The following is a 25,567-nucleotide window of genomic DNA, read 5'->3' on the forward strand; positions in this document are numbered from 1 at the left end:
TTATGATTGGTGTTGGTTAATAAATTCTGCCAATGCATCTACCGATGCAAAATGGGCTTTTGTTTGTTCTGAGTTTGCGTCAATCTTAACGTTAAACTCTTTTTTAATGGCTAAGCCAAGCTCAAGCGCATCGATGCTATCTAGGCCTAAACCATCAACAAACAAAGGTTGGTCATTTTCAATATCATCCACGGTAATATCTTCAAGATCTAAGCTGCTAATGATTAATTGTTTTATTTTGTTCTTTAGTTCAGTCATAGGTGCCTGAGTTCCTCTGAAAAGTAATGTTGCAAATCACGGGTTAATTGTCGTGCTTGCATGGCGGGTTGTTCATTATTAAATGTGTCGTTAAACGTAAATGGGTCAGTGGCAAAGCGCATCTCAAAATGCGCTTTTGTTGCGGCAACGCAATACCATGGTGTGCCTTTGGTCAAAGTGCTGGGTTTCATACTAATCAGCACTGAGGTAATTGGGGCTTCACAACGCGCAGCAATATTCGCAGCGCCACGCTTAAATTTTAACTGTTCACCTGGGGTTGTGCGGGTGCCTTCAGGAAAGATAATCAGGTTATTTCCAGCAGCGAGTGATGCTTCACAATCATTAAGTAACTCTTGCGGGTCTTCATTACTAATATAACCTGTGCCTTTAATGACACCGCGCATAAATGGATTTTTAAATAGGTGTGCTTTGACCACGCAGTCAGCATTTTTAATCACAGATATCAGCACCACAACATCAATTAATGAAGGATGATTGGCAAGTACTAACTGCCCTTTAAGATCATGAAATTTCTGTTTATCTTGCACAGAGAAATGGATAGCACCGGTGTAATGCATTAAGGCAACAAAGAATTTAAAACTATAGTGAACCGTTAAACGGGCTTTTTGCTTACGTTTCGCTTGGCAAGGTTCAAATAAACGTTGTAGAGGCAAAACCAACAAGGTGAGTACAATACCGCCAAAACCAAATACAGAAAAACAAAACCCGGTTGCCAGTACCCGCCAAATTTTATTCAACTTAATGTAAACGTTAGTCGCCATGGTACTGTAGCATCCAAGCTGATTGTTGATGTGAAAGCAGCGATTGTGATCCTTTGCTTGTTAAAGCAGCTGCTAATTGCAAACTCAGTGGTAAACACGAGTCACTTTGAGTATGTTCTGATTCAGGAAGTTTCGTTAATTCAAAATATGGCTTACCGGTCTGCGCTGTTGATAATACGAACGATACACTATGAGCAATTTGTTGCTCGTCGCTAAATGCTAAGTACTCATCTGGTAATACACTTTCGGCATGAGCAATCAAAATTTGCTGTTCAATACCACTATGAACACGCGCAAAACCATCTATCATGGCTGAAATAATACTGTCTTGACCACCAGCAATAGCATTCATCGGGGCTTTATTTTTTGCAATAATCGAAAATAATCCGGTTGCAGCATTATGTACACTCAAACCAAATGCGGTCGGAGAAAGAGGTTCTTGTTCGACAAGTGAATGTAACAGTTGCGATGTTTTTGGTAAGTCGCCATGACGCGATGAAAAATTAACAGCTAGCTGCTGATACTCACCTTGCGCTTGATGCATAGTATGAAGCGCCATTTTCATAAATGGGCTTAAGCGGCGGCGCTGCATCGGTGCAACCCAGCTTAAATCAAGGTCAGCAAGATTGAGATGGCTTAATTCTGCTATTTGTTGCTCGGGTGCAACCCATAAACTCAAATTCTCAACAACAAATTTCACAAATATTATTCTTATAACGCCAAACGATTGCTAATTTTACCTATTAGCTACAAAAAAGTAAAACAATGGTGCTTAATTACAGCCGTAATTAAGCACTCATTCATTTTTATCGTAAAATAACGTCTTTTTCGGTTAAAAGTTGTGCTTTTTCACCTACTATATCAGCAACATCGAGTTCGTTAATGTAACCTAAACCGATTTGTTGCTGAGCACTTGTTAGTGGCACATAAGGAAGACGGAACACAGGATTTACCGCGCCTGTCATCATAAGTGCCGTATTGATTGCAATTGGATTAGGCTCGCAGAATAACCAGCCCATAAGTGGCTGTAGTTTTGCATTAAGTGCATCATTTTGCTCATCCATTAACTGACGGAATAAGCCTGGAATAATATTAGATGTAACCGAGATAACACCGTGGGCTTTATGAGTGTGTCTTGCATCATGCGCTTCATCGTCGTTACCTGACCAACAAGCAATACCTTGCTGTTCATAATGAGCAATACGCTCATTGCCACCGCACTCTTTTACACCGATAAAGTTTTCGTGCTTCGCAAGTGGCTCAATGATATCGGGTGTTAAGTCTTGGCCTGTACGACCTGCTACGTTGTAGATAAACGCAGGACCAATATCAAGTAAACGGTTAAAGTGCTCTTTCACGCCCGCCAGCGACGTACGTCCGTAATAAGGGTTAATTTGTAGCGCTGCATCCATACCGGTGGCAAAACCATACTCGGTTGCTTTAATCGCTTCGCGTGTATTGTTGCTACCTGTATTACCGACAATTAATAAACGGTCAGAGAATTTGCTAACACTGTGAGCAATTAGCATTAAGTGTTCTTCCCAATTCATTAATTGCCCTTCACCTGTGGTACCACCGACAATAATGCCATCAACACCAGCTGCAATTTGCTGTTCAACAAGGTCGTCATAACATGCAAGATCAATTTCACCATTGGTTAAATAAGGTGTTTTTATAGCGGTGATCAAACTTGCTTGTTTAATTGTTTCTAGGTTGCGCATAACTTTTTTAATGTTTGGAAAATTTGCGCTAGTTGTATCACAAACACAGGCATTTTCCGAGTAGTGTGCTGCAATAAATAAAAATACTTGAGAAAAAATCAAAGTTAAGCCAAAATCAAACACTGTATAAATTAACAGTGTTTATTGTGAGTATTTGATAATGCAACTTTCAAAATTTTTGGCAACCTACTTTTATACCACCGAAGAGCTGTGCCATACCCTCTCAATTGATGAGGAGACGCTATCGGCATGGCAACAAAGTAGTTTATTTCCAAAGCCGAGTTACTGTTTGCAGAGTCAATTAGAATGCTGTTCGTATTCGGGCATTTATCAATGCGAAGAATATCAAGACTATTACCCTCGTGGTGCCGCTAGCTGGGGGCAATTAATTATCAAACATGACATAAGCTCATCCTGCCAAGCATTTAATTATTTTGCTCAGCAATATTCAAATCAACTCAGTAAGCTTGCTGAGCAAGGCTTTGCTATCGATGAAGAATTATTTGGCAGTGAAATTGACGAGCACTTACAGCAAGTTTGGCAGCAGTTTTTATGCAGTAAATACGGTGTGCTAACACAAAATGGCTTAGTTGAAGAAGCCGTACAGCTCGATGTGGCTAAATTATTAATTGATGATATTACGGAATTACGCACAAAAACGGGTTTAAGCGTGGAAGAGCGCCAAAGCTTACATAAAGCGCTCAAATTAATGAACCGCGCGTTAAGCCATGGTACGGGCAACGAAGGTAAAAACACCTTGCGCCATCGTTATATTGATGACGTAGTGGCAAAGTACGATCTATCGGTAAAATAACCTCTCATTTTTGCGCTTAAAATGAAGCTAAACTGAATGACCGCACAAAGTTACAACAGTGTTTATTTTGTTATAAATAGGTTAATACAATTTGCTACCTTTGTTTTGTAGGTTTTCATCTGCTTGATCGATAGATTGGTCTGGTTGAGTTATTGCTCTTGTCATATTTGTTATTTTGACAGCTAGCAATAACTCCTTTCTTCCAAACTAATTACATCAAAATAAAGGATGAAAAGATGAAACCTTTTCCAAGGCTTGGTCGCTTAAAGGCGACCTACTTAGCCATGCTCGGCTTATCGATTGCCCAACCAGCAACCGCAGAAGAAACATTTGTTACACAACAAAGTAAAGCGGATGCCCTTACATTCACTTTGATCACTGGGGACAAAGTATCGGCTGTTGTCAATAAAGACGGCAAGCTAGGCGGCATTCGATTAGTGAATGCAGATGGTTCAGATACATTCACCAGTATCTTTAAACGTGGTAACAACACCTATGTTGTTCCAAACCATGCTCAAGCCTTAGTTGATTCAAATGCGATCGATTTAGAGTTATTTAACATTAATAAGTTATATGAATCGGGTTACGATGATGCATCAACCGACGCGCTCCCCGTCATTGTTGAATACCGCGACGGCACCCTTGCAGGACCTGCAGTCCCAGCAACGCTTGCTGGTATGTCATTAACCGGTGAAATTGAGCTAATCGACAGCGCCGCATTTGCAATCAACAAAGACAAAGCAGCGCAAACTTGGCAAACCCTGGTTGCACAAGCTGACGTTGAAGGTATTTGGCTTGATGCTGTCGTTCATGCTCACAAGGTTACCCAGTCAGAAACACTGACTCCAACAGTCCCACTAACCGGCGCATATGGTGAGTCAGCGATTAACTATAATGGCGAAGGTATTAAAGTTGCCGTACTTGATACAGGCTACGACACCGAGCATCCAGACTTACTAGGTCGTGTCATTGCATCACGTGATTTTACGTATTCGAGCAACGGTGTAGATGACTTAAATGGTCATGGAACTCATACAGCCTCAACCGTTGCAGGCAATGGCCATGAGTCAGCAGGCAAATGGGTCGGTGTGGCACCAGCCGCCGATTTAATTATCGGTAAAGTACTTGGTAATACAGGAGGAGGATCAACCTACGGTATTTTAAATGGCATGCAATGGGCGGTGCTTTCAGAACAAGCTGACATTGTAAATATGTCATTGGGTGGCACAGCAACAACCTGTAGTGGCCCATTGGTTGAGATGGTTGAAGCGCTTAGCGATAAAGCTTTATTTGTTATCTCTGCGGGCAATAGCTTTACCCGTGAAACGATTGGTTCACCGGGCTGCGCGCCAAGTGCATTAACCGTGGGTGCTATTGATCGTGATGGTAATACGGCGTCGTTCTCTTCACGCGGTCCATCGCCAGATGGCCACTCAGCAAAACCAGATATTGCCTCGCAAGGTGTCTCTGTGGTTGCCGCGGCTTCTGGTGGCTTAGGTGATACGGCCTACCGCGTGTATTCAGGTACATCAATGGCTGCCCCTCATGTTGCCGGTGGTGCTGCAATTGTAATGCAAGCTCGCCAAGACCTTACGCCAAAAGAAATTAAAGACGTGCTTACATCATCTGTATTTAGTAGTGATGCTCACGTCCTTGAGCAAGGTGCCGGTGCCATGAATATCGACCGTGCCATTGACCAAGCTATTGTGGCCCCTGCAAACCGTGAACTTGGCTACTTTGATAATGCCAATAGTGCATTTACCGAAACACAGATCACGTTAACAAACACCTCTGATGAAAATATTAAATTAAAATTGAAATTAGATTTAATCGGTGAAGATGGCAAAACACAATTACCGGCGACCTTGGCAGGGTTAGATGTTAAATCTGTAACAATCCCAGCCAAAGGTGTTGCTCAAGTCCCTATATGGATTGACCCTAGTGTGGCACTTAATAACAGTGCTTATGGTGCAATTACAGGTCGTATCACAGGCACAACCGTTGGCAATGCAGATCAGCAAGTGACTGTACCAGTGTCATTTTGGATTGACCAACCTCACGTTAATTTAACAGTAAACCTAACTGATCGCTGGGGTAATCAAGCAGGCTCGCCATCTAAGCTTTACTTAATTAATGAAGAAGATGATTGGGGCAGTCTTGTTAGGCTCACTGGCGGTAAAGCCAATATCGATGTACCTGCTGGTTACTATACGTTGATTGCTAACATTATGACTTACGATAACCCGCAAACCAGCTCTGGTTTAGTTGAATCAGCGGCACAAATGGCTGTATTAAATCGTAAGATTGATGGCAAAACAGAGATTAACTTTGATGCACGCAACGCTCAACCTGTCACCTTTAAAGCTGACCAGCCTCTTGATCCACAAGGTTATTCATTTGGCTTTACTTACGCGATTGACGATCAAGAAGTTGCGAAGCTTGCAGCTATCGAAATGGCTCCTGATTACGTAAATGATATGTATGCTTGGTCACAAGGTCATGACGATCGCTTTCGCTCATTTATCACCACCCGCGCAGTGGCTCCAGAAACAACCGTCACAATGCAAAACGGGGTTGAACTTGATTACATCAAACAAGGTTTAGCACTGTCTTTTCATGGTGAAGGCTCTGCAGAAGTCGTGCCAGTAGGTGATGCTGGTTACAGCACTGACTGGAGCCAATTTGAGTTAGACGGAAAAATTGCGCTTATTGCTAACCCTAATTACCTCACGTCTTACATGGTCGGTAATGCAATGAAAAATGGTGCCAGCGGTGTGATTTTTTATCGTCCTGGTCGTGGCGGCCGATATAAAGGCGCGATCACAGGCACACCAAAAGTACCCGTGATTGGTATTAGTACCGAACAAGGTGAAGCCTTAATGGCAGAAATCGAAGCTGGCAACAATATCGTTAGCTGGTCTGGTATTGCGGCTGAACGCTCACCTTATGCTTATTCAATAAACCATATTACTGATGGCCGAATTCAATCTGGGAAAATCAATATTGCTGAACATAAAATGCATAAAATAAGTGCGTCTTATCACTCGCAAAATGATGAGCGCCCTGCATGGACTGATGTTATGGCAATGACCAACAGTACCGGAGAGTTCTACTCAACAGGTAGCTCACAGTTAATTATGTTGCCTCATCAGCGTGATGAATATTACACAGCAAGTACAAAAAATGCATGGACGAATGTCGTTATGCCAAACTATCAAATTCAAAGTGCTGGCGCTTATTTTGATGGTCCACGCGCTATGACTGAAGGTGCAGAGCAAAACACCACTTGGTTTAAAGGTCCACGTGCTGGTAGCTTAGGCAGCAGTGGCTCGGCGATTATTAGCCGCGATACCAACGTTCTTTACTTTAACCTTGCCTCGTTTGGCGATGCCGCAAACCATGATGGTATTTTTGGCTTTATGGGTAGCTCAGCCTTTGGTTTAAAAGTAAATGGTGAGCCAGTATCTCCGTATCAAGGTACGTTAACTCTTGAGCCGGGCTCTCATCAAATTACCTTAGAAATGCGTTCTTATGCCCGTGGTGTTGGTGAGCGCTCTCCAGTCAATGATAAGCTAGGTTCTCTTTACCAAGGTTTCTATACATTTACGGCTGACGAGCAGCAACAAGGTGTTCAGCCAATTTTAGTGCCTATGGTTGATTTACCTGTTGATATTAACAACAGCATGAAAGCAGGTGAAGCGGCTCAAGTTAAGTTAACAGGTTTACTTGACGGTGTAGGTGAAGTGGCGCTGGCAGATGTACAGTTCCAATATGCGTACGGCCAAGAATGTACGATTGCTAACGTGCCTGCTTATATCTATTGCCCTGTATCAACGAAGTTCTCAAGCGAAAACTGGTTAGATGCACAAGTTGAACACATTGACGGTGAATGGGTAGCTACGATCCCTAATACTGGCAACGTCGGTGACTTTGTCCATATTCGTACGATTGTTTCAGATTATGGTTCAAGCCAAGCCGAGCAAATTACCATGCGAGCTTACATGTTAGATTAATTAGTTAGCGCTAATCAGCAAAGCCGCCTTCGGGTGGCTTTTTTCATGTAAAAACAACATGATCAAGTATTAAGAATCTAAATGCTCGTACTGACCACGATACACTTCGAAAGTCTTCACAACGGTGTGTTGCTCTTTACTTAGATTATCAAACCAGGTATCGAAACGCTCATCATCATCTTGCTCACTCAGAGCTAAATACTGTGCCAACAACTCAATAATATCGTTGTGAGTACACGACAAGGTGTCTACATGATTAGCTAAAACAGAATGGTCTTTATCGCGAAGCGTGTTCATTACATTTTGATCTAGTTCTTCACGGCTAGTTTTATCATTCACTTCCTTATCCTTCTTTAAAATAAGCACGCATACCTAGTTATAACAGCCTTACCGACAATATCCAGCTTTTTAAATCTAACTGCTTATTGATTGTTCAGCTTGTACAAAATTAAGACAACCCAATATAAATAAGAATCATTTTTATCTTGACCCAAATAGTCAACCACTCTATACTTGCTACATTATCACATAACAAAAAGGTGCATTATGAAGCCAAATATCCACCCTGATTACCAGCAAGTCGCGTTTCATGATACAGCGGCAGACAGCTATTTTATTATTGGTTCGACAATTAAAACTTCGCGCACAATTGAACTTGAGGGAAAAACCTACCCTTATGTGCCAATTGACGTATCAAGCGATTCACACCCGTTTTATACCGGTAAGCAAAAAGCCGTTGCAAGCGATGGCCGTGTTGCTGCGTTTAATCGTCGTTTCAAAAACTTAGCGAGCAAGTAGTTGCTATAGGTAAGAACATGAAAGTATTAAGTTCATTAAAAAGCGCGAAGAACCGCCCGGGCTGCCAAATCGTAAAGCGTAAAGGTCGTGTCTATGTTATTAATAAAGACAATCCGCGCTTGAAGGCAGTTCAGGGTAAAAAGAAAAAGCGTTAAAAAAGGTGCCTCGGCACCTTTTTAAAATTATAGTAAATCTAACTCAATAACTTTACTTACCAAATAACAACTCCCAAAAACCTGGCGGCTCATGTAGCTCATGGTATTTCTTACGTAGCTCATCAATAGATTTAAGCGGCGCTTTTGCAGCTTCAAGGCCACGGGTCGTTGCAAGTTGCTTAGCTTGCTTTGCTTGATTTATGACTTTATCAAGCCCTTCTAAAGACGCTGTTTTATGCTGTTTAAAATCAGCTGTTTTGGCTGTCTCTAACAACTCAATAAATTCATCGATAGCGGTATTAAAGGTGGCTAAATCAGTTGCTCGCACTGAGTTTTTATAAGCAAGCCCCATGTTTTTCATATTGGCCTCAAGGTCAATATTGTTGGCCGCGCTCAGACTGGAAAAAACGATTAAAAAACTAATAAAAATGGCTTTCATACACTCTCAACCAAATACAAATTATGCACCCATTATAAAGCGAAACGCTACGTAAACCTAATGCCATTAAAATACCGAATACAGCAACAAAGTAAATATTCTGTAATCACCTTTTCACAACAAACAAAAAAAACACCTAAACCCCACAAAGAACCTAACACACTGTTTAAATTGAAATTAGATGTGTACAAATTGATACGTAGTTTTTGTTTGCAAATAATAGGGACAATGATAAAGTGCACCGCGTTAACATTTTAAGAACAACCGTTAACAACCCTTTAAGGGATAAAATAAAAACTAACAGGTGAAACAATGAAAAAACATAACATCTTAGGTGCAAGTATTAAGCTTGCCCTGTGCACATCTGCACTTGCAATTTCAGGTCAGTCATTTGCTGCTGATGAAGAAGGTGTACAAACAATCGACCGTATCGAAGTAACAGGTTCTCGTATTTTACGTGAAGGTGCTATTGCCCCTGCGCCAGTGACAGTTATCACTGGTGATGACTTAGTTAACACAGGCGCGGTTAATATCGGTGAGGCACTTAATAAATTACCAGCTCTTGGTAATACTTTTTCACTTTCAAACTCTGGCCGTTACATCGGTACTGCGGGTTTAAGTATTCTTGACTTACGTAATATGGGTACTGACCGTACGCTAGTACTTGTTAATGGTAAACGTCACGTTTCTAGCTCTGCAGGCTCTCAATCAGTTGATACAAATACAATTCCAAGCACATGGGTTGAGCGTGTTGAAATTATCACCGGTGGTGCGTCAGCTGTATACGGTGCCGATGCTGTAACGGGTGTAGTTAACTTCATTCTTAAAAAGAATATCGAAGGCTTTAGCGCAAGTGTAACTCGAGGCGAATCAGACCTAAGCGATTACAGCAACGAAAAAGCAACACTCTCTTACGGCACAAACTTCGATAATGATCGCGGTAACGTGGCATTCTCTGTTGAGTATTCGGGTCAAGATACTTTAAATGCGTTAGACCACCCTTGGACTGATGGCTCTTACCGCAATATGCGCAACACAGCTCAAACAGCTGAAAACAAAGATGATCCAGCTTTTCCTGACTACATTTATACGCCAAATGCAGGTTACTATGCGATTAATAACGCAGGTGTGTTTGCGCTAAGTAATGGCTTTGTAAATTCATTTAACCCAGATGGTACTTACCGCGAACTTAACATTGGTGACCAAGTTGATGGCCTTGCATGTGCTAACTGTGATTCATTTAACCTAGCACAGTTTAACCAAATTCAACCTGAGTTTGAACGCTACAACATTAACTTCAAAACGAACTACGATATCGCAAAGGGCATGAATGCGTATCTTGAAGCAAAGTATGTTAACAGCGAAGGCCAAAGCATTGGTCAGCCTGCATTCTTCTTCTTTAACCCAAATAACAGCATCAAGATTGATAACCCTTACCTTGACTCAAGCGTTAAAGATCTAATGGAACAAGAAGGTGTTAGCTCAATCATGGTTAACCGCATGATGACTGACTTAGGTCGTCGTGTTGAAAACAATACACGTGAAACAACCCGTTTTGTTGCAGGCTTAAAAGGCACGGTATTCAATGACTGGGAATTAGATGCGTCAGTTGTATATGGCCAAACTGATTTAGAGCGTGTTAATGGCGCTAACATGATCATGGCAAACTACTACAATGCCCTAGATGCTATTGATGATGGTTCAGGCAATGTTGTTTGTCGCAGCGAAGAAGCACGTGCTGAAGGGTGTGTACCTGTTAATATCATGGGCTTTGGTGCACCGAGCCAAGAAGCGATTGATTACATCAATACTGTTTCAGTAGGTACTTCAAAGATTACCCAAACAGTTGTGTCTGCTTCACTTGCAAATTCAGCAATTTATGAATTACCAGCTGGTTACATTGGTTTTGCAGCGGGTGTTGAATACCGTAAAGAAGAAAGCGAAACTGAAGAGCCAGACAACGCAGCCGGTACCTTCTTTAACGCGCTTGGCGAAGACAAAGGTGAGTTTGATGTAAATGAAATTTACTTCGAAGCATCAATCCCACTTCTTTCTGACTTACCTCTTGTTCAAGATCTAGTACTAGATACAGCGGTACGTTACGCTGACTACAACACAATTGGTGATGCAACAAGCTGGAAACTTGGTTTAGATTGGACTGTAAACGATCAACTACGTGTACGTGCAACACAATCAGAAGCACTTCGTGCTCCAAACATTGGCGAAATCTTTGGTGCACCGAGCCAAACATTCTACAGTGTTGACGATCCATGTTTAGCTGATAACTTGAATGATCTACAAAATTCAGAAGTACGCCGCGCGAACTGTGCAGCTCTTGGTGTACCTGCTGATTTTGAATCAGACTACGATGCGCAAACACTTGAAGGTTTAGTAAGTGGTAACCGAGATGTGAAAGGTGAAGAGTCAACCAGTACAACAATTGGTTTTGTTTACCAACCTTCATTCATTGAAAACGCTGTAGTGACAGTTGACTACTGGAAAATTGAACTTGAAGATGCGATTTCGACCATCGGTTCACAAGACATTCTTGACCGCTGTGTAGATGCAGAAGGTGGTATTAATAACCAATACTGTAACCTAATCACGCGTGATAGCAGCTCACATGAAATTACACTTATTCAAAACTCAGTTCTGAACGTGTCTGGTCAAGAAGCATCAGGTGTTGACTTTGAATTAGGTTATGACTTTGATGCACTAGAAGGCAACTTCTCAACACGTTTAATTGGTACGTACTTAATTGAGCGTAAAACTTTCCCATTCCAAGACCAACCGAGCGACTACTATGAGTACGCAGGCACAACTGGCGAAGCGAAATGGCAAGCAAACCTTTCAATTTCTTATAAGCGTGATGGCTTCTTTACAACGTTTGATACACGTTATCTAGATGAAGTAAGCCTTTACACAGACCAAGAACTTGCAGATAACCCGAATCCAAATAGCTTAATGACATTTGGTACTTACGTTATCTCTGATGCAACAATTGGTTATAACTTTGAAAATGGTTTTGGTGTGAAGCTGGGTGTAGATAATATCTTCAACCGCAAACTTCCATACGGCACGTTAGGTACAGGTTCTGGTAGTGCAAGTTACGACAACATCGGTCGTTTCGGCTACTTAAGACTATCTTACGATTTCTAATCGTAAAATATTTGATTCTCTTGGGGCTGCACATTTGTGTAGCCCTTTTTCTATCAGATATTTAAAAACTATCCTATGCCAATCATTTACTTAAAACCTGACAATTCAAGCTATACTCTTTCCTATCGGCCTTTTAACTTAATAAGACTATGCTCAAAACGGTATTTATCATTATCTGCCTATTTTGCTTACCAAGTGTTTTTGCCAAGCAAAAAATTATTTTTATAAACCCAGGTCATGCCGATACCAATGTCACAGGCCCGTTTTGGTTTGAAGTGTCAGAGTTGATGCGTGATGCTGCTAAAGACTTTGATCTCGATTTAACAATTCATTATGCCAACCGAAATCATATTGAAATGAAGTCATTAGTGGCTAATGCGATTAAAGCAAAGCCAGATATGCTGATTTTAGTTGATGAGAAAAGTGTGCTTACCCAACAACTTTTAAGCTTAAAGCACATCTCTACGCCCATCTATTTTTTACTTAACCGCCCATCAGAACAAGAGCTAAAACGTTTGATTGATCATGGCATTAATATCGCTGGTAGTGTGGTGCCCGATAACAAACAAGCGGGGCAACTATTAGCCGAAAAGCTATTTGAACAAGCTCAGCACACGGCAAATATTCTCGCGATTAATGGTGATTACACGACCCATGCAGCACTTGATAGAGAACAAGGTTTAGAGCAAAGTGTTCAAGCGTATGATAATGCTACTATTACCGCTAAAACAGTCGCCAACTGGTCAGCAACACAAGCGTATCGCCAGAGTCTTGGCTACTTTAGCCATCAATCTAACATCAATATGGTTTGGGCTGCCAATGATGCCATGGCATTAGGGGCTATTGCAGCGCTTGATGAGTTAAATAAACGCAAAGATGTATTGGTTGGCGCAATAAATTGGCCACTCAGAGTTGTGGCAGAAAAAATAGACGTCACTATCGGCGGTCATGTCACACTAGGAGCTTTAGCTATAGTAAATGTTCATGATCTACTCAATAATTACGCAACCGGAACTATGCATCATGAAGTGGCCATTTTCAGCCAACATAGCGAACAAACGCTTAAGCTAGTTGAACAAATTCACAGTGATAACTTAGCAATTAACTTTCGCGTTTTCAGTAATGCGAATAAAAATGCCCTTCCCTTCAGTGTTGAATCACTTCTTTTAGAGGTAACCAATAGCAAACTGTAAAGGGCATTTACATTATTTATTACTGAGCCAAACTGCTTGATATGGGGTTAGCGACATTGTTTGTGTTTGCTCAGTAATTTGCTCACCGCTAATTAAATCTCGCCATTGCTCGGTACCAATCAAATTTAAGTCGGCAAGCGTAAGCGTTTGCGGCTCGTCACTAATGTTATAAACACAAAACATACTTTGCGAACGGTTGATACTTTGTCGCCAAAAACCAAAGAGCCCTTCGCTTAAATGTAACGTATATTGCGTCGCATTAGGGTGAAATGCACTTTGCGCCTTACGAATAGCCATTAGGTTTTTCATCGCTTTAAACACAGTACGATGATGGGCATTTTCATTACTCAGCTTTGCTAGTAAATCTGACTCTTGCCAGCGGTGTCGGTTAATCGCTCGGTTATGTTGGCTGTTTTCAAAGCGTTCATAATCATTGGTGGTACCGAGTAAGCTATGAATATACAAACCTGGAATACCTTCAAGCGCAAACATAATGGCATGCGCACATAAAAAGCGTGCAACACCCCATTTATCTGGGCCTTTATGGGTACCTTGCAACGCATCAAATAAGGCAATGTTTAACTCATAAGGGGTATTGGTGCCATCTGGGGCGGTACGTAATGAAACTTTTCCGCCATATTTCGCAGTCGTATTCACCATTTCGGCAATTTCACTTTGCTCTAACAAGCCTTCAACGGGGCGCAAGCCAATACCATCATGTGAAGCTATAAAGTTAAAGTATGCCGTCCCTTCTTGAGGAGGAGGCATACTCATCATCCAATGTTTTAATGCGGTGCTGTCACCACTGAGTAAAGTGTGTAATAACAGCGGTGGTAATGAGAAGTTATAGATACAGTGCGCTTCATTGGCATTACCAAAGTACGATAAGTTTTCACGGTTCGGGATATTAGTTTCTGTGATAATAATCACATTAGGCTCAAAATGCTCAATAAGGGTGCGAAGCAGCCTGATCACTTCGTGCGTCTCAGGCAGGTTAATGCAGCGGGTATTGAGTTTTTTCCATAAAAAAGCCACCGCATCAAGGCGGAATATACGCACACCGTTATCTAAATAATGACGAATAATGCTGACAAATTCATTGAGCACATCTGGGTTAGCAAAATCAAAGTCGACTTGGTCATGACTAAAGGTACACCACACATGTTGCAAACCGTCTTTAGTTTCAACCGCCTGTAAAAGGGGTGATGTTCTCGGGCGAACAACTTGCACAAGGTCATCACTCTGGCTTGCCGTTTTAAAATACCCTTTTCCCGGCTCTTTGCCCTGAATAAAGTTTTCAAACCAAACGCTACGGCTAGAGCAATGGTTGATCACCAAATCTGCCATCAACCTAACATCCGCTGAAATATCGCGGATATGTTGCCAACTACCTAACGCTTCATTCACTTGCACATAATTCATTACCGCGAAGCCTTCATCTGAGCTATATGGGTAAAACGGCAAGATGTGTAGTGCATTAAGCTCAGGTAAGCATTGGTTTTTTACAAAGCGATGTAACGTATGCAAAGGCGGCTCTTCAGGCTTAGCAACTGCTTCATCCGTATTAGCATGACGAATAATCGAATCACCGTAGGCAATTAAAATCATATCTTGCTCATCCCAACGGTTTTTATGCGGCGTTGGGTCTCGAACAGGATCATCACCTAACATGGTATTGATTAATCTATCTGCGAGTTGTTCAAGCGTTGTTGATAACTCAACTTCGCCGTAGATGCAGGTTAAATGCTGAATAACCCTTTGTTGCAAAAGCTCTAAAGTCACGTGCCTTCCCCGTTAAATATATTCTTTGTTATCAAGCTCTACGGCTTCTTCTAAGCGAGCAAACACCTCCGGCATTGCCGAAGCTACTCGGTTCCAACTCGGCACAAAGGGTGCTTCCATTGGGTTTTCTAAAAAGTGCTGACCTGCATTCATAATATTTTGAGCAAACATTTCAACGGCTTTTTCTTCATGATGAATATCAAGTGTTAAGCCATTCATTAACGCATCGTTGTGATAAGTTTCAATAAAATCGAGAGCAATACGGTAATAGGTTGCCTTTAATGAGCGAATCGTTTCTGTCGTAAAAGTCACCCCTTGGGTAGCCAGCTTTCTGAATAAAGCTTTGGTGATATCAATCGACATTTTCGACAAGCCCGCCGCTTGGTTTTCTAGCGATAAGTCTTGGTGTTTGTGATCATAGTTATCAGCAATATCTACCTGACATAAACGGTTATGCGAGTAATTACGATACATCTCTGATAGCACGCCAATTTCTAAGCCCCAGTCACTTGGAATACGAATATCATTAAGTACATCACGACGGAATGAAAACTCACCCGCTAGCGGGTAACGAAATGAATCCATATATTCTAAATAATCGTTGCTACCTAAAATTGTTTTAAACGAACGCAATAACGGCGTTACCAGCAAACGTGACACACGGCCATTAATTTTGCCCTCAGCGGTGCGCGGATAAAACCCTTTACAAAATTCATAGTTAAAACGAGGGTGAGCAACGGGGTAAATTAAACGTGCTAATAGCGCTCTGTCGTAAGTCAAAATATCGCAGTCATGCAGTGCAATTGACTCTACTTTTGAGGTTGCCAACTTATAGCCCATGCAATACCAAACATTGCGACCTTTACCTAGCTCTCGTGGCGCAACGCCCAATTTTTGTAGTTCTTTATCAAGAGCTTGTAAACGCGGGCCATCATTCCAAAGTACCTTATGAGGCTGATCAAGCTCCGCAAAAAACTGCAGTGCATGGCGATATTGGCTTTCATCAGCGCGATCTAGACCAATGGTAATTTGCGATAAATAAGGCACATGTTTCAGCTCAGCAATAATATTTTGCAGAGCGGGTCCTTCTAACTCACTGTAAAGCGAAGGCAAAATCAGGCCCATTGGGCGTTGTTTTGAAAAGCCCAACAACTCTTTTTCTAGTTCTTCTACTGGGCGGTCAGCAATATTGTGTAAGGTCGTGATAATGCCATTTTGATAAAAATCAGCCATGAGATTGCTCCTGTTTTGCTGCAAAACGCGCTTTGATGATAGTTAACGCAGAAACTTCTTGAACCCAACCTGCTGGGGCGGGCTTTTCGCTGAGCTGCCATGCTTTTTGTAATATTTGTGATTGCACTTGGCTGCCAGGGTTATTGATTAAAATAGCGGTGTCGGCCGCCTTTAGCATGGCTACATCGTTTTGACTGTCGCCAAGCGCTATCACAGTAAAAGGATTGCGATAGGCTTTTTTGAACTGATTTAACAGCCACTTTTGTGCAAGTCCTTTATTGTTACCTTTGGTTAAATGGATAAAACGCCCGCCAACAAGCACTTCGTAGCCTGCTTGGCTCATTGCATCTATCAAACCTTGCTTTTCTTCCTCACTACCCGAAAAACAAACCGGATCTGAGTATTGTCTTTGTAGAGCCAATTCACTTTTATCGACGGGGAGTCCTGTTAACTCGGCTATTTCTTGTGCACTAAATTGGCTAAACAAACGTACACAATGACTAAATTGGCTAGCATATTGTTTAAGATCTTCATGCAATTTATCGGTACTTTGCGTCATGGCAAAGCGCCAATAACCTTTATATTCATCACAGCCAATCGGCTTTACTTTGAAATAGTCTTTCGGGATATAAACAGCAGCACCATTTTCCACAATAAAGGGCTGGTGATGATCCAAACCTTTTTGAATATCAGTGACTTCAGCAAAGGTTTTGCTGGTGTTAAAAATCACATTGACACCGGTATCATTCAACTTTGCCAAAAATGGTTTGATCACCTCACATTCGTAACTATCGTGATCGAGCAATGTGCCGTCTAAGTCAGTAAAAATAAGTGGCTGAGCAATCTGGTCAGCGAGAAGTTCCATCTTGGTGATATCACGCTCGGTATCAAGCAATAATAACGCATCCACGCTGTGCGCAAGAGTGGCTAAGTTTTCCCGCGTAATACGTTCAAAATGAGAGATAAAACGCTTTAAACTCACTTCGTCAAACGTGCCCTGCCCCTGGCCTTTTTTGGCAATTAGTTTATGCTCTTGCTCTAAGCGCCACGCATACACATCTTCAAATGAAGGCGCTTTTAACATAATGGTGTAATCGGCCATTGCGAATACATTTTGATATTCATTCGCTAAGCAACTATTTACGCAGCGACGCCAAATGCCGTCGGCATCTTCTAGTTGCTCTAATTCATTTACCGGAGTTTGCAGTTGATAAGGCTGCTGAGGTGTACTGGCTACACACCAGCCTTCAAAAAACAGGATATCAATCGGTTTTTGGTTGCTAGGCCACTGGTCTTTTGGCACCGGATCATCAGTTAGTTTATCAAATTGAGGTAATGGCACTTCCACTTTACCTGCCAACAAAGCTGATAAGGTTTGTTCCATTAATTGCGTATCATGCGTACCCGGTACACCACGACTCGCAAACAAAGGATGAACATCTTTAGCAAGCTCGTTGCGTGCATCACGACTTAAATAAAAGTCATCGATTGATAATGACACGCTATTAAATTCGGTATTGCTATTAACCCAGGTCACTAAGAAATCAGCGAGGGTCGTTTTACCTGAGCCTTGGCAGCCATTAATCGCCACCAGCATAGGTTGGCCGGTCATTTTTGCGCTTAAGATATCGTGCGCGAGAGGTATAAAAAACTGCTCACTTAAGTATTGATACTTGAGTGGTAACTGATGCTTCGCTAAAAACGGGGTAATATCCACAACATTTGCCTCTTGCATAATCGCTCCTACCAGTATGACATAGAGATAAATGCAGTTAGTAGACCAGTTTTATAATTCCTTATTTTTTAAATGGTTACAAAAAAAGCGCATATTTAATGCGCTTTTTTGGTGCAATATTCAAGCAGTTTTTAAGTTCTAATCAGCTTGTTGCACTGCTTTGGGGAGAACAGCATTTAAGATAATCCCCAAAATTGCGCATAAGCTCACACCTTGCAAACTAAACTCATCACCACCGATATGCATACCACCAATACCAAACACTAAAATCAGTGCGATGATAGTCAAGTTGCGAGGCGCGGTAAGGTCTTCACCTGATTTTACTAAGGTATTTAAACCAACAACGGCGATAGAGCCAAATAGCAAAATCATGATGCCGCCCATCACCGGTACCGGAATCGTTTGTAAACCCGCGCCCATTTTTGCCACAAACGCCAGCACAATAGCGATGATTGCGGTCCAAAGCATCACTCGAGGGTTGAAGTTACGTGTAAGCATTACCGCCCCCGTTACCTCAGAGTACGTTGTATTAGGTGGACCACCAAAAACCGATGCCGCAGAGGTTGCTAAGCCATCACCTAGTAAAGTGCGGTGTAAACCCGGTTTCTTTAAATAGTCTTTACCTGTTACTTGGCTAATAGCCATCATGTCGCCAATATGTTCAATTGCTGGCGCAATAGCCACAGGCACCATAAATAAAATAGCCTGCCATTTAAACTCAGGATAAGTAAATGCCGGTACCGCAAACCAGTTTGCTTCGGTGACCGCATTAAATTCAACAATACCTATAAATAACGAAGCAAGGTAACCTGCTACCACACCAGCAAGAATAGGAATAAGTTTAAATACACCTTTACCCCATACCGCAAAAATCAGCGTAACCAGTAATGATAAACCAGAAACCCAAATTGCTTGCTCATAAGGAACTAATTGTGCACTGCCATCCCCTGCTTTACCCATTGCCATATTCACAGCGACTGGGGCTAAGGCTAGACCAATCACCATGATCACAGGGCCAACAACCACAGGCGGTAACACCTTGTGCAGCGCATTCACGCCTTTAAATTTTACTATCAAGCTAAGCGCAACATAGCAAAAGCCTGCCACCATCAAACCGCCCATAGTTGCGGGAATGCCCCACATTTGCACCGAGGCGATAATAGGTGCGATGAAAGCAAAAGACGATGCTAAAAAGATGGGAACTTGGCCTTTAGTAACCACATGAAACAGTAAAGTTCCTAAACCTGCGGTAAATAAAGCCACATTGGGATCAAGGCCTGTTAGTAACGGCACAAGTACTAGTGCGCCAAATGCTACAAACAGCATTTGCGCGCCAGTTAGAATGGTTTTTAACGAAAATGTTTGATGATTTTCCACGTGAGCGCCTTACACTGTGCCAAAAATCTTGTCACCGGCATCTCCTAAGCCTGGAATGATATATCCTTTTTCGTTTAAATGACTGTCTAAAGATGCTGTGAAAATTTCAACATCAGGGTGGGCTGCAAGGGTTTTTTCTACGCCCTCTGGTGCTGCCACTAATACAATCACTTTAATATCTTTACAACCTGCTTTTTTAAGCATATCGATAGTTGCAATCATTGAACCACCGGTTGCAAGCATTGGGTCAATAACAAGGCTTAAACGCTCATCAATTTTACCAACCAGTTTTTCAAAATAAGGCACTGGCTCCAATGTTTCTTCGTTACGCTGAAGACCAACAACACTTACTTTTGCAGCAGGTAATAACTGCATAACACCATCCATCATACCAAGGCCGGCACGTAGAATAGGCACAACAGTAATTTTTTTACCTTTGATATGTTCTACATCTAATGTTGAACCATCCCATCCAGTGATTTGTACGCTTTCTAATGGTAGGTTTTTTGTTGCTTCGTAAGTAAGCAAAGTACCTACTTCAGACGACAGCTCACGAAAACTTTTAGTACTAATACCTTCTGCACGCATAAGGCCAAGTTTGTGTTGAACTAACGGATGAGTAATTACATGGATAGACATAAGTAGAACCTAAATGAGATAAATTACGCCTATTTTAGCGCAAAATAGTCTTCTCGACTGCAAAAAATGCATGTTCATCGCATTAATTCTTTGAATTGGTCTAAAATTACACTATCAGCTGCAAATATTAATTTTTTTGCAACAACACGCACCGGCAATGTTTAACATTTTATTTATTTTGGGCCTGCAGTAATGAAAACGTTTATCTTCACTTCGATACTACTTTTGTGTATTTGCCTACCGGTCCACAGTGAAACACTCGATATTCAAGTTATGGCAGACTTTGTTCCGCAAGATGGCGGTAACCCTGAAAATGAGGCCACCACGTTTTTGCTGGCTGCCGCAGCTGAATTAGGCGATGAAATCAGCCTACATTTTATACCTGCAAGCCGCTTAAGAGAGTGGCAGCAATTAAGAAAAATGAACAATGTTTGCTTGTACAATAAATTAAAAACCCCAGAGCGTGAAGCTCATGCTGTGTTTAGTCAGTACCCTCTGATGGCATTTCCTTCAAATAAACTGGTGGTATTTAATAAGCCCACCATTCCAGACGCTATTACCCTACTACAAGCTATCTATTACTATGACTTAACAATTGGCGTCACTAAAGGCCGTTCATACTCAGAAGAGATTGATAAGTTTGTTCGTTTAAATGATGAGCACTTTTTTATACTCGATGGGGCAACAAATGCACCAAGGCTCGGGCAAATGTTATTTCAAAATAAAATTGATGCCGTTTTAGAATACCAAACTGTATTTAGCAACCGTTATAAACGTTTCCCCGGTCTGAGTAGTATTCGTTATATAAGCCTTAAACCAGAAAAAGCCGCCGTGTTTGGTTATATTGCTTGTTCACCAACAGAGGTCGGCAAACAAGCAATCGCGCTGTTCAATAAAGCGCTTAAAACTGAAAAGGTACGCACATTAATTAGTGAGCGCCTGATGGAGTTATTTCACGAAGGTGAAAACACACAAATAGTAAATGCCTTCAATGCAGCGTTTGAGCACTAAGCCGATAAAATCTGCTCCATAACCCAACTTGTGTGTAGTGCGCTCTCACCGGTTGATGGGTGGGGTTGCTGAGCATGAAAATAGTTCGCCATATTTTCAACATGATATTGTTGAATATGTGCAGGGTTATCAATTACGAACTGTTGTTTGCCCTGTGCGTTGTTAAGCACAATCGGTTTTTCGTCAAACACACTAAAGCTAAGCTCGCCTTCACTGCCATAAATCATCACATCATCAAAACGATTTGCTGAAGCAAAGTTCCAGCTCCCGGTGCCGGTAACACCAGATTGATGCTGCCAGTGCGCGGTAATAGCATCGAATGCTGAATATAAGCCCTGTTGATTAGCACATAAACCATGCACCGTACTAAAGTCACCTAAAAGGTAGGCAAGTAAATCAAGACCATGGCTGGCTAAATCGTCGAAGTAACCTCCTCGTGCCACATTTTGATCTGTGCGCCAGTTGTACTCACCCGATAAATCAAGAGCGTTAGGAGCTTTACTTAAATGCCAACTAACATGACGAGGCTTACCAATCGCACCTTGCTCTAATAACTGTTTAACGTGATTAAAGCGTGGTAATGAACGGCGATAATAAGCCACAAATAGCGGCTGTTTAGCCTCTTTAAACGCTGCAACAATATCAAGGCTGTCTTGATAACTTGGCGCCAGTGGCTTTTCAATACAACAAGGTTTACCTGCCGCAGCAACCTCAAGAGCATACGCTTTATGGCTATCTGGCGGCGTGGCAATATACACGGCATCAACACTGGTATCGTTAATGAGTTCGCTTGGCGATGCGAACACCTTTGCGACATTATGGCGTTTAGCGTAATCATGTGCTTTTTCTAAGTCGCGGCGTGTCACCCCAATAAGCGCAATACCTTTTGCTTGTTGATAAGCAGGGCCGCTTTTCACTTCAGTTACAGCACCACAGCCGATAATGGCAAATCGCATTGGCTTATTCATTGCTAATCCTTTATTTTTAAATACGTTACAAATTGCTGCTGCATGTAGCCGTTTATTTTTGCATGATCAGGGCTCCAACCTGCTAAAAAGCGATAAAAATCGCTCCATGCGTAACACCAAAGCGCTCGCCAACTGCTAACAACATGCGCTGGGTTTACATTCGGTTGATAACGTTTTAGTGCCTGTATGAGGGTGTCAAAATAGCGATTTAAATAGTCATCTGCAACTGATTTTAATGCCGTATCATCTAAGCAACTGCCTAAAAAATACATTACATCAATCACCCCAACACCCTTGCCAACATATTGAAAATCATAGCCAAGAACATGCTGGTTTTGTGGCGCAATCGCAAAATTGGCAAGCTTAGCATCACCATGAATTAATGTTTGGTAAGGTGACTCATTCAACGCTATATCAATAGCGTGCGCCTGCGCTTTTAAGCTTAAATCGCTCATACGCTTTAGCTCATCGGGCCGCGTTGCTAAATGCCAATAACTACCTCGCGGCCAAAGGCCATCGGCAGAGCTTGCTAAATGAAAAGCATGAAAGTGTGCAAGCCAGTTTATAATTGCTTGAATGTCGCTGTGTGTAGCACTTGCAGGCTGGTAGCCAAGCGCACTGAAATCACTAAATACCAGCGCTTGTTTACTGCCCTGTTGTATTGCCTCAATACAGTGGATAGCCGCAGCTTCATGGGGTAATTGCTCTGCGTAATGCCGATACCAATTAAATTCGAATAAGTAAGATTGGCGCTTTCTGGCAAGTGCAAAATCACTTTGTTTTATACGACTATGATTGATCTGACTAGGCACTTCAATCGCTTTAATTACCGCAGCAGCACCATTCATTTGGCAACGAATAATCTCACCGCATCCACTCCATACTGATGCAGCTTGCTGTAGCTCTGTAATATTTGAAAAGTGACAAGTAACGAATTGCCTAAGATCCATAACGCTCTGTAATTTATATAAACCGATGGCAATGGTAGGTGATATTGGCTATTGGCACAACGGCCTATAGGCAATAAAAAACCCGTGCTAAGCACGGGTTTTCGAAGATAAAGTCCTAATACTACTCAGGACTTGCATTGTTGAATTACTCGTTTACCACACTTTTAAGTGGGTTTACTGGCTTTGCATTGTCATCCAGTAGGTTCATATCAAAGTCGAACTCATCAACACGAATCGCTTTTTCACGCTTCTTGTTGTAATCAATCAGTTTTGCATATTCTTCTTCGTTGATAACACTTGCAACAAGTGCATTATCAAGCGTTTCTGCAAAACGAACGCCCGGCTTAATAGTTTTAGCACGCAGAGCTTTTTTAACTTTCTTAAGTAAATCAAGGCACGCCATTTTCGCTTTGTACGCTTGCTCATTGATGTAATGACCATCACCTTCAATTGGGTTAACCAAGTGAGTGATTTGCGCTTTAAATGCCGTATCCATTTGCGCTTGAGTCGCAAGTTCACGGATTAAATCATCGCTGATCTTAGGCATTTTCATTGAGTAGTTCATCGTAATGAAACGCATAAATTTACGAGTACCACTTGCAGGGAAGTTATCTAAGAACTTATGCAATGCTTCTTCAGCGCTTTGTAGTGCAAAGCGAGTCGCATAGTGGAAGTAAGGCGCAGCTTGCTCACGTTCACTGCTTGCTACTTTTTGCTCGTAGTATTTAATTGATGCCATCGCCGCATATAAGAAGCTCATTACGTCGCCTAAACGTGCAGATAACATTTCTGCTTGCTTAAGTTTGCCACCTAGTACCAATAACGAGAAGTCAGCGTAAACTGCAAGTTTTGCAGATAATTTATGCGCTGCTTTTTCGTATTCACGTACTTCTGGTAGTGACGATTTAGCACCCGCAGTAAACGGTAATACGCCTAAACGGAAAGCTCGTAAGCTATTAGCTACGCTGTAACCCACTGTTTTACGTAAGATGCTGTTGAATTCTTTATCTGCATTTTTGTCTTCGCTGTGGATAGACTCAACCATAGTTTGTAGGTAAGGGTGACAACGCATTACACCTTGACCAAAAATCATAAGGTTACGAGTAAGAATGTTTGCACCTTCAACCGTGATTGCGATTGGTTGTGCAACATATCCACTTGCTAATGTATTTTGCGGACCATTTTGAATTGCTTTACCTGCTTGAATATCCATTGCTGAATCAAGCACGTTACGACCAATTTCTGTCATGTGGTATTTAGCAATCGCAGTAACTACAGATGGTTTTAAGCCCATGCCTAAACCTTCTGTTGTTAGAACACGCATTGCTTCTTGAAGGTAAGTTTTACCTGCGATATCAGCAAGCTTCTCTTGGATACCTTCGAATTGACCAATCGCCAGACCAAACTGCTCACGTACTGCTGCGTACTCAGAAGCACCTTTGAATGCCACTTGTGATGAGCTAACACCTAATGCCGGTAGAGAGATACCACGGCCTGCACCTAAACAGCTAACCAGCATTTGCCAGCCACGACCGATGTTCTTTTGACCACCAATGATGAAGTCCATTGGTACAAATACTTTTTCGCCGCGAGTCGTACCGTTGTAAAAACGGATACCCATAGGATCATGACGATTACCAAGTTCAACACCTGGGTGATCTTTAGGAATAAGCGCACAGGTGATACCTAAGTTTTCTTTACCACCTAGTAAACCATCAGGGTCAACTACCTTAAATGCTAAACCTAATACTGTCGCAATTGGCGCAAGTGTGATGTAGCGTTTGTCCCAGGTAATTTCTAAACCTAATACTTCTTCGCCATTGAACTGACCACGTTTAACAACACCGATATCTGGAATACCACCCGCATCTGAACCCGCTTCTGGGCTAGTTAGTGCGAAACATGGAATATCACGACCATTTGCAAGACGCGGTAAGTAGTGATCTTGTTGCTCTTTAGTACCAAAGTGAAGTAATAGCTCACCTGGGCCTAAAGAGTTAGGAACCATCACGGTTACCGCAACCGCAGAACTCTTAGTCGCGATAGTCGCAACGATTGTTGAGTTTGCATAAGGGCTGAACTCTAAACCGCCGAATGATTTAGGAATGATAAGCGAGAAAAAACGCTCTTTTTTCAAGAAATCAAGAATGTAGTCAGGAAGATGAACACCGTTTTGAATTTCAGAATCATCAATCATAGATAATAATTCTTTCACTGGGCCATCTAAGAATGCTTGCTCTTCAGCGCTCAGCTTAGCTGCTGGCACGTCACGAAGTGCATCGAAATCAGGTTTACCTTGGTAGATTGAACCTTCTAACCAAACATCACCCGCATCTAACGCTTCTTGTTCTGTAATTGAAATACTAGGTAATACTTTTTTTAATTTTGTACGTAAGCTCATAATAAACTCATCCGACCAGATAGTAATACCTACATTACGTCATAAAACGAGCAATAGATCAATTGGTCCAACCAGTTTTTTTAACATTTTTTTATATTTATTTTTTCTTTGCACGCTAAGCACTTGAATACAATGGGTT

21 protein-coding genes are annotated in these 25,567 nt (G+C 41.8%); 7 read left to right on the forward strand and 14 right to left on the reverse strand.

What is annotated here, in order from left to right:
- The 4 genes from EXT43_RS18505 to dapA form a co-directional block, all read right to left on the reverse strand.
- Positions 1 to 258 carry a phosphopantetheine-binding protein gene (locus EXT43_RS18505; protein WP_054554555.1) on the reverse strand — a complete coding sequence of 86 codons (258 nt, stop codon included), beginning with the start codon at positions 256 to 258 and terminating at the stop codon, positions 1 to 3.
- Positions 255 to 1,040, reverse strand: coding sequence for a lysophospholipid acyltransferase family protein (locus EXT43_RS18510; RefSeq protein WP_062565723.1), 786 nt, complete (start codon positions 1,038 to 1,040; stop codon positions 255 to 257). The genes EXT43_RS18505 and EXT43_RS18510 overlap by 4 nt, the downstream gene beginning before the upstream one ends.
- Positions 1,030 to 1,740: a beta-ketoacyl synthase chain length factor gene (locus EXT43_RS18515; RefSeq protein ID WP_130167652.1), complete on the reverse strand. Its 711-nt coding sequence runs from the start codon at positions 1,738 to 1,740 to the stop codon at positions 1,030 to 1,032. Before EXT43_RS18515 ends, EXT43_RS18510 begins: the two co-directional genes overlap by 11 nt.
- Before the next feature lie 106 nt (positions 1,741 to 1,846).
- The gene (dapA, locus tag EXT43_RS18520; RefSeq protein WP_062565937.1) at positions 1,847 to 2,761 is read right to left on the reverse strand and encodes a 4-hydroxy-tetrahydrodipicolinate synthase; all 915 of its coding nucleotides are present in this window, start codon (positions 2,759 to 2,761) and stop codon (positions 1,847 to 1,849) included.
- Between the two features lie 160 nt (positions 2,762 to 2,921).
- Here dapA and EXT43_RS18525 point away from each other — a divergent pair, with 160 nt between their 5' ends.
- Together EXT43_RS18525 and EXT43_RS18530 are read left to right on the forward strand one after the other, a co-directional pair.
- The gene (locus EXT43_RS18525; RefSeq protein ID WP_062565724.1) at positions 2,922 to 3,575 is read left to right on the forward strand and encodes a DUF6058 family natural product biosynthesis protein; all 654 of its coding nucleotides are present in this window, start codon (positions 2,922 to 2,924) and stop codon (positions 3,573 to 3,575) included.
- A 236-nt stretch (positions 3,576 to 3,811) separates the two neighbouring features.
- Positions 3,812 to 7,588 carry a S8 family serine peptidase gene (locus EXT43_RS18530; RefSeq protein WP_062565725.1) on the forward strand — a complete coding sequence of 1,259 codons (3,777 nt, stop codon included), beginning with the start codon at positions 3,812 to 3,814 and terminating at the stop codon, positions 7,586 to 7,588.
- Between the two features lie 69 nt (positions 7,589 to 7,657).
- Here EXT43_RS18530 and EXT43_RS18535 read toward each other — a convergent pair whose 3' ends face one another.
- Complete coding sequence (locus EXT43_RS18535; protein WP_054554596.1) at positions 7,658 to 7,927, reverse strand: hypothetical protein; 270 nt, start codon at positions 7,925 to 7,927, stop codon at positions 7,658 to 7,660.
- Positions 7,928 to 8,134: 207 nt separating this feature from the next.
- On the opposite strand from EXT43_RS18535, the gene EXT43_RS18540 reads away from it, so the two are divergent.
- Together EXT43_RS18540 and ykgO are read left to right on the forward strand one after the other, a co-directional pair.
- Positions 8,135 to 8,386, forward strand: coding sequence for a type B 50S ribosomal protein L31 (locus tag EXT43_RS18540; RefSeq protein ID WP_058584106.1), 252 nt, complete (start codon positions 8,135 to 8,137; stop codon positions 8,384 to 8,386).
- 17 nt (positions 8,387 to 8,403) lie between these two features.
- Positions 8,404 to 8,541, forward strand: a complete 138-nt coding sequence (ykgO, locus tag EXT43_RS18545; RefSeq protein ID WP_058584105.1) for a type B 50S ribosomal protein L36 — start codon at positions 8,404 to 8,406, stop codon at positions 8,539 to 8,541.
- A gap of 52 nt (positions 8,542 to 8,593) precedes the next feature.
- Here ykgO and EXT43_RS18550 read toward each other — a convergent pair whose 3' ends face one another.
- Positions 8,594 to 8,980, reverse strand: a complete 387-nt coding sequence (locus tag EXT43_RS18550; protein ID WP_062565726.1) for a cytochrome b562 — start codon at positions 8,978 to 8,980, stop codon at positions 8,594 to 8,596.
- A gap of 312 nt (positions 8,981 to 9,292) precedes the next feature.
- On the opposite strand from EXT43_RS18550, the gene EXT43_RS18555 reads away from it, so the two are divergent.
- Entirely contained in the window at positions 9,293 to 12,139 is a 2,847-nt protein-coding gene (locus tag EXT43_RS18555) for a TonB-dependent receptor (protein WP_130167653.1), read from the forward strand.
- A gap of 149 nt (positions 12,140 to 12,288) precedes the next feature.
- Positions 12,289 to 13,332: an ABC transporter substrate-binding protein gene (locus EXT43_RS18560; RefSeq protein WP_062565728.1), complete on the forward strand. Its 1,044-nt coding sequence runs from the start codon at positions 12,289 to 12,291 to the stop codon at positions 13,330 to 13,332.
- A gap of 12 nt (positions 13,333 to 13,344) precedes the next feature.
- Here the strand turns inward: EXT43_RS18560 and EXT43_RS18565 are convergent, their stop codons facing one another.
- The 5 genes from EXT43_RS18565 to upp form a co-directional block, all read right to left on the reverse strand.
- Positions 13,345 to 15,114 (reverse strand): sugar phosphorylase, encoded by a 1,770-nt coding sequence (locus tag EXT43_RS18565; RefSeq protein WP_062565729.1) that lies wholly within the window; start codon positions 15,112 to 15,114, stop codon positions 13,345 to 13,347.
- Positions 15,115 to 15,126: 12 nt separating this feature from the next.
- On the reverse strand, positions 15,127 to 16,347 hold the full coding sequence (locus EXT43_RS18570; RefSeq protein ID WP_054562434.1) for a hypothetical protein: 1,221 nt from the start codon (positions 16,345 to 16,347) through the stop codon (positions 15,127 to 15,129).
- Positions 16,340 to 18,082 carry an HAD-IIB family hydrolase gene (locus EXT43_RS18575; protein ID WP_062565730.1) on the reverse strand — a complete coding sequence of 581 codons (1,743 nt, stop codon included), beginning with the start codon at positions 18,080 to 18,082 and terminating at the stop codon, positions 16,340 to 16,342. Before EXT43_RS18575 ends, EXT43_RS18570 begins: the two co-directional genes overlap by 8 nt.
- Before the next feature lie 138 nt (positions 18,083 to 18,220).
- A complete protein-coding gene (locus tag EXT43_RS18580) occupies positions 18,221 to 19,459 on the reverse strand; it encodes a uracil-xanthine permease family protein (protein ID WP_062565731.1) in 1,239 nt (412 codons plus the stop codon).
- A 9-nt stretch (positions 19,460 to 19,468) separates the two neighbouring features.
- Positions 19,469 to 20,098, reverse strand: a complete 630-nt coding sequence (gene upp / locus EXT43_RS18585; protein WP_054562437.1) for a uracil phosphoribosyltransferase — start codon at positions 20,096 to 20,098, stop codon at positions 19,469 to 19,471.
- 192 nt (positions 20,099 to 20,290) lie between these two features.
- Between upp and EXT43_RS18590 the strand changes: the two genes are divergently transcribed.
- Positions 20,291 to 21,109: an ABC transporter substrate-binding protein gene (locus EXT43_RS18590; RefSeq protein WP_130167654.1), complete on the forward strand. Its 819-nt coding sequence runs from the start codon at positions 20,291 to 20,293 to the stop codon at positions 21,107 to 21,109.
- Here the strand turns inward: EXT43_RS18590 and EXT43_RS18595 are convergent.
- The 3 genes from EXT43_RS18595 to EXT43_RS18605 all read right to left on the reverse strand — a co-directional run bounded on the left by EXT43_RS18595 (position 21,106) and on the right by EXT43_RS18605 (position 25,428).
- On the reverse strand, positions 21,106 to 22,077 hold the full coding sequence (locus EXT43_RS18595; protein WP_130167655.1) for a Gfo/Idh/MocA family oxidoreductase: 972 nt from the start codon (positions 22,075 to 22,077) through the stop codon (positions 21,106 to 21,108). The two genes, EXT43_RS18590 and EXT43_RS18595, sit on opposite strands and share 4 nt — an antisense overlap.
- A 2-nt stretch (positions 22,078 to 22,079) precedes the next feature.
- The gene (locus tag EXT43_RS18600) at positions 22,080 to 23,027 is read right to left on the reverse strand and encodes an aminoglycoside phosphotransferase family protein (RefSeq protein WP_062565734.1); all 948 of its coding nucleotides are present in this window, start codon (positions 23,025 to 23,027) and stop codon (positions 22,080 to 22,082) included.
- 145 nt (positions 23,028 to 23,172) lie between these two features.
- Complete coding sequence (locus EXT43_RS18605; RefSeq protein ID WP_054562441.1) at positions 23,173 to 25,428, reverse strand: acyl-CoA dehydrogenase; 2,256 nt, start codon at positions 25,426 to 25,428, stop codon at positions 23,173 to 23,175.
- Between the last annotated feature and the right edge of the window lie 139 nt (positions 25,429 to 25,567).

This window comes from Pseudoalteromonas sp. CO109Y, assembly GCF_004208935.1.
GTDB lineage: Bacteria > Pseudomonadota > Gammaproteobacteria > Enterobacterales > Alteromonadaceae > Pseudoalteromonas > Pseudoalteromonas shioyasakiensis.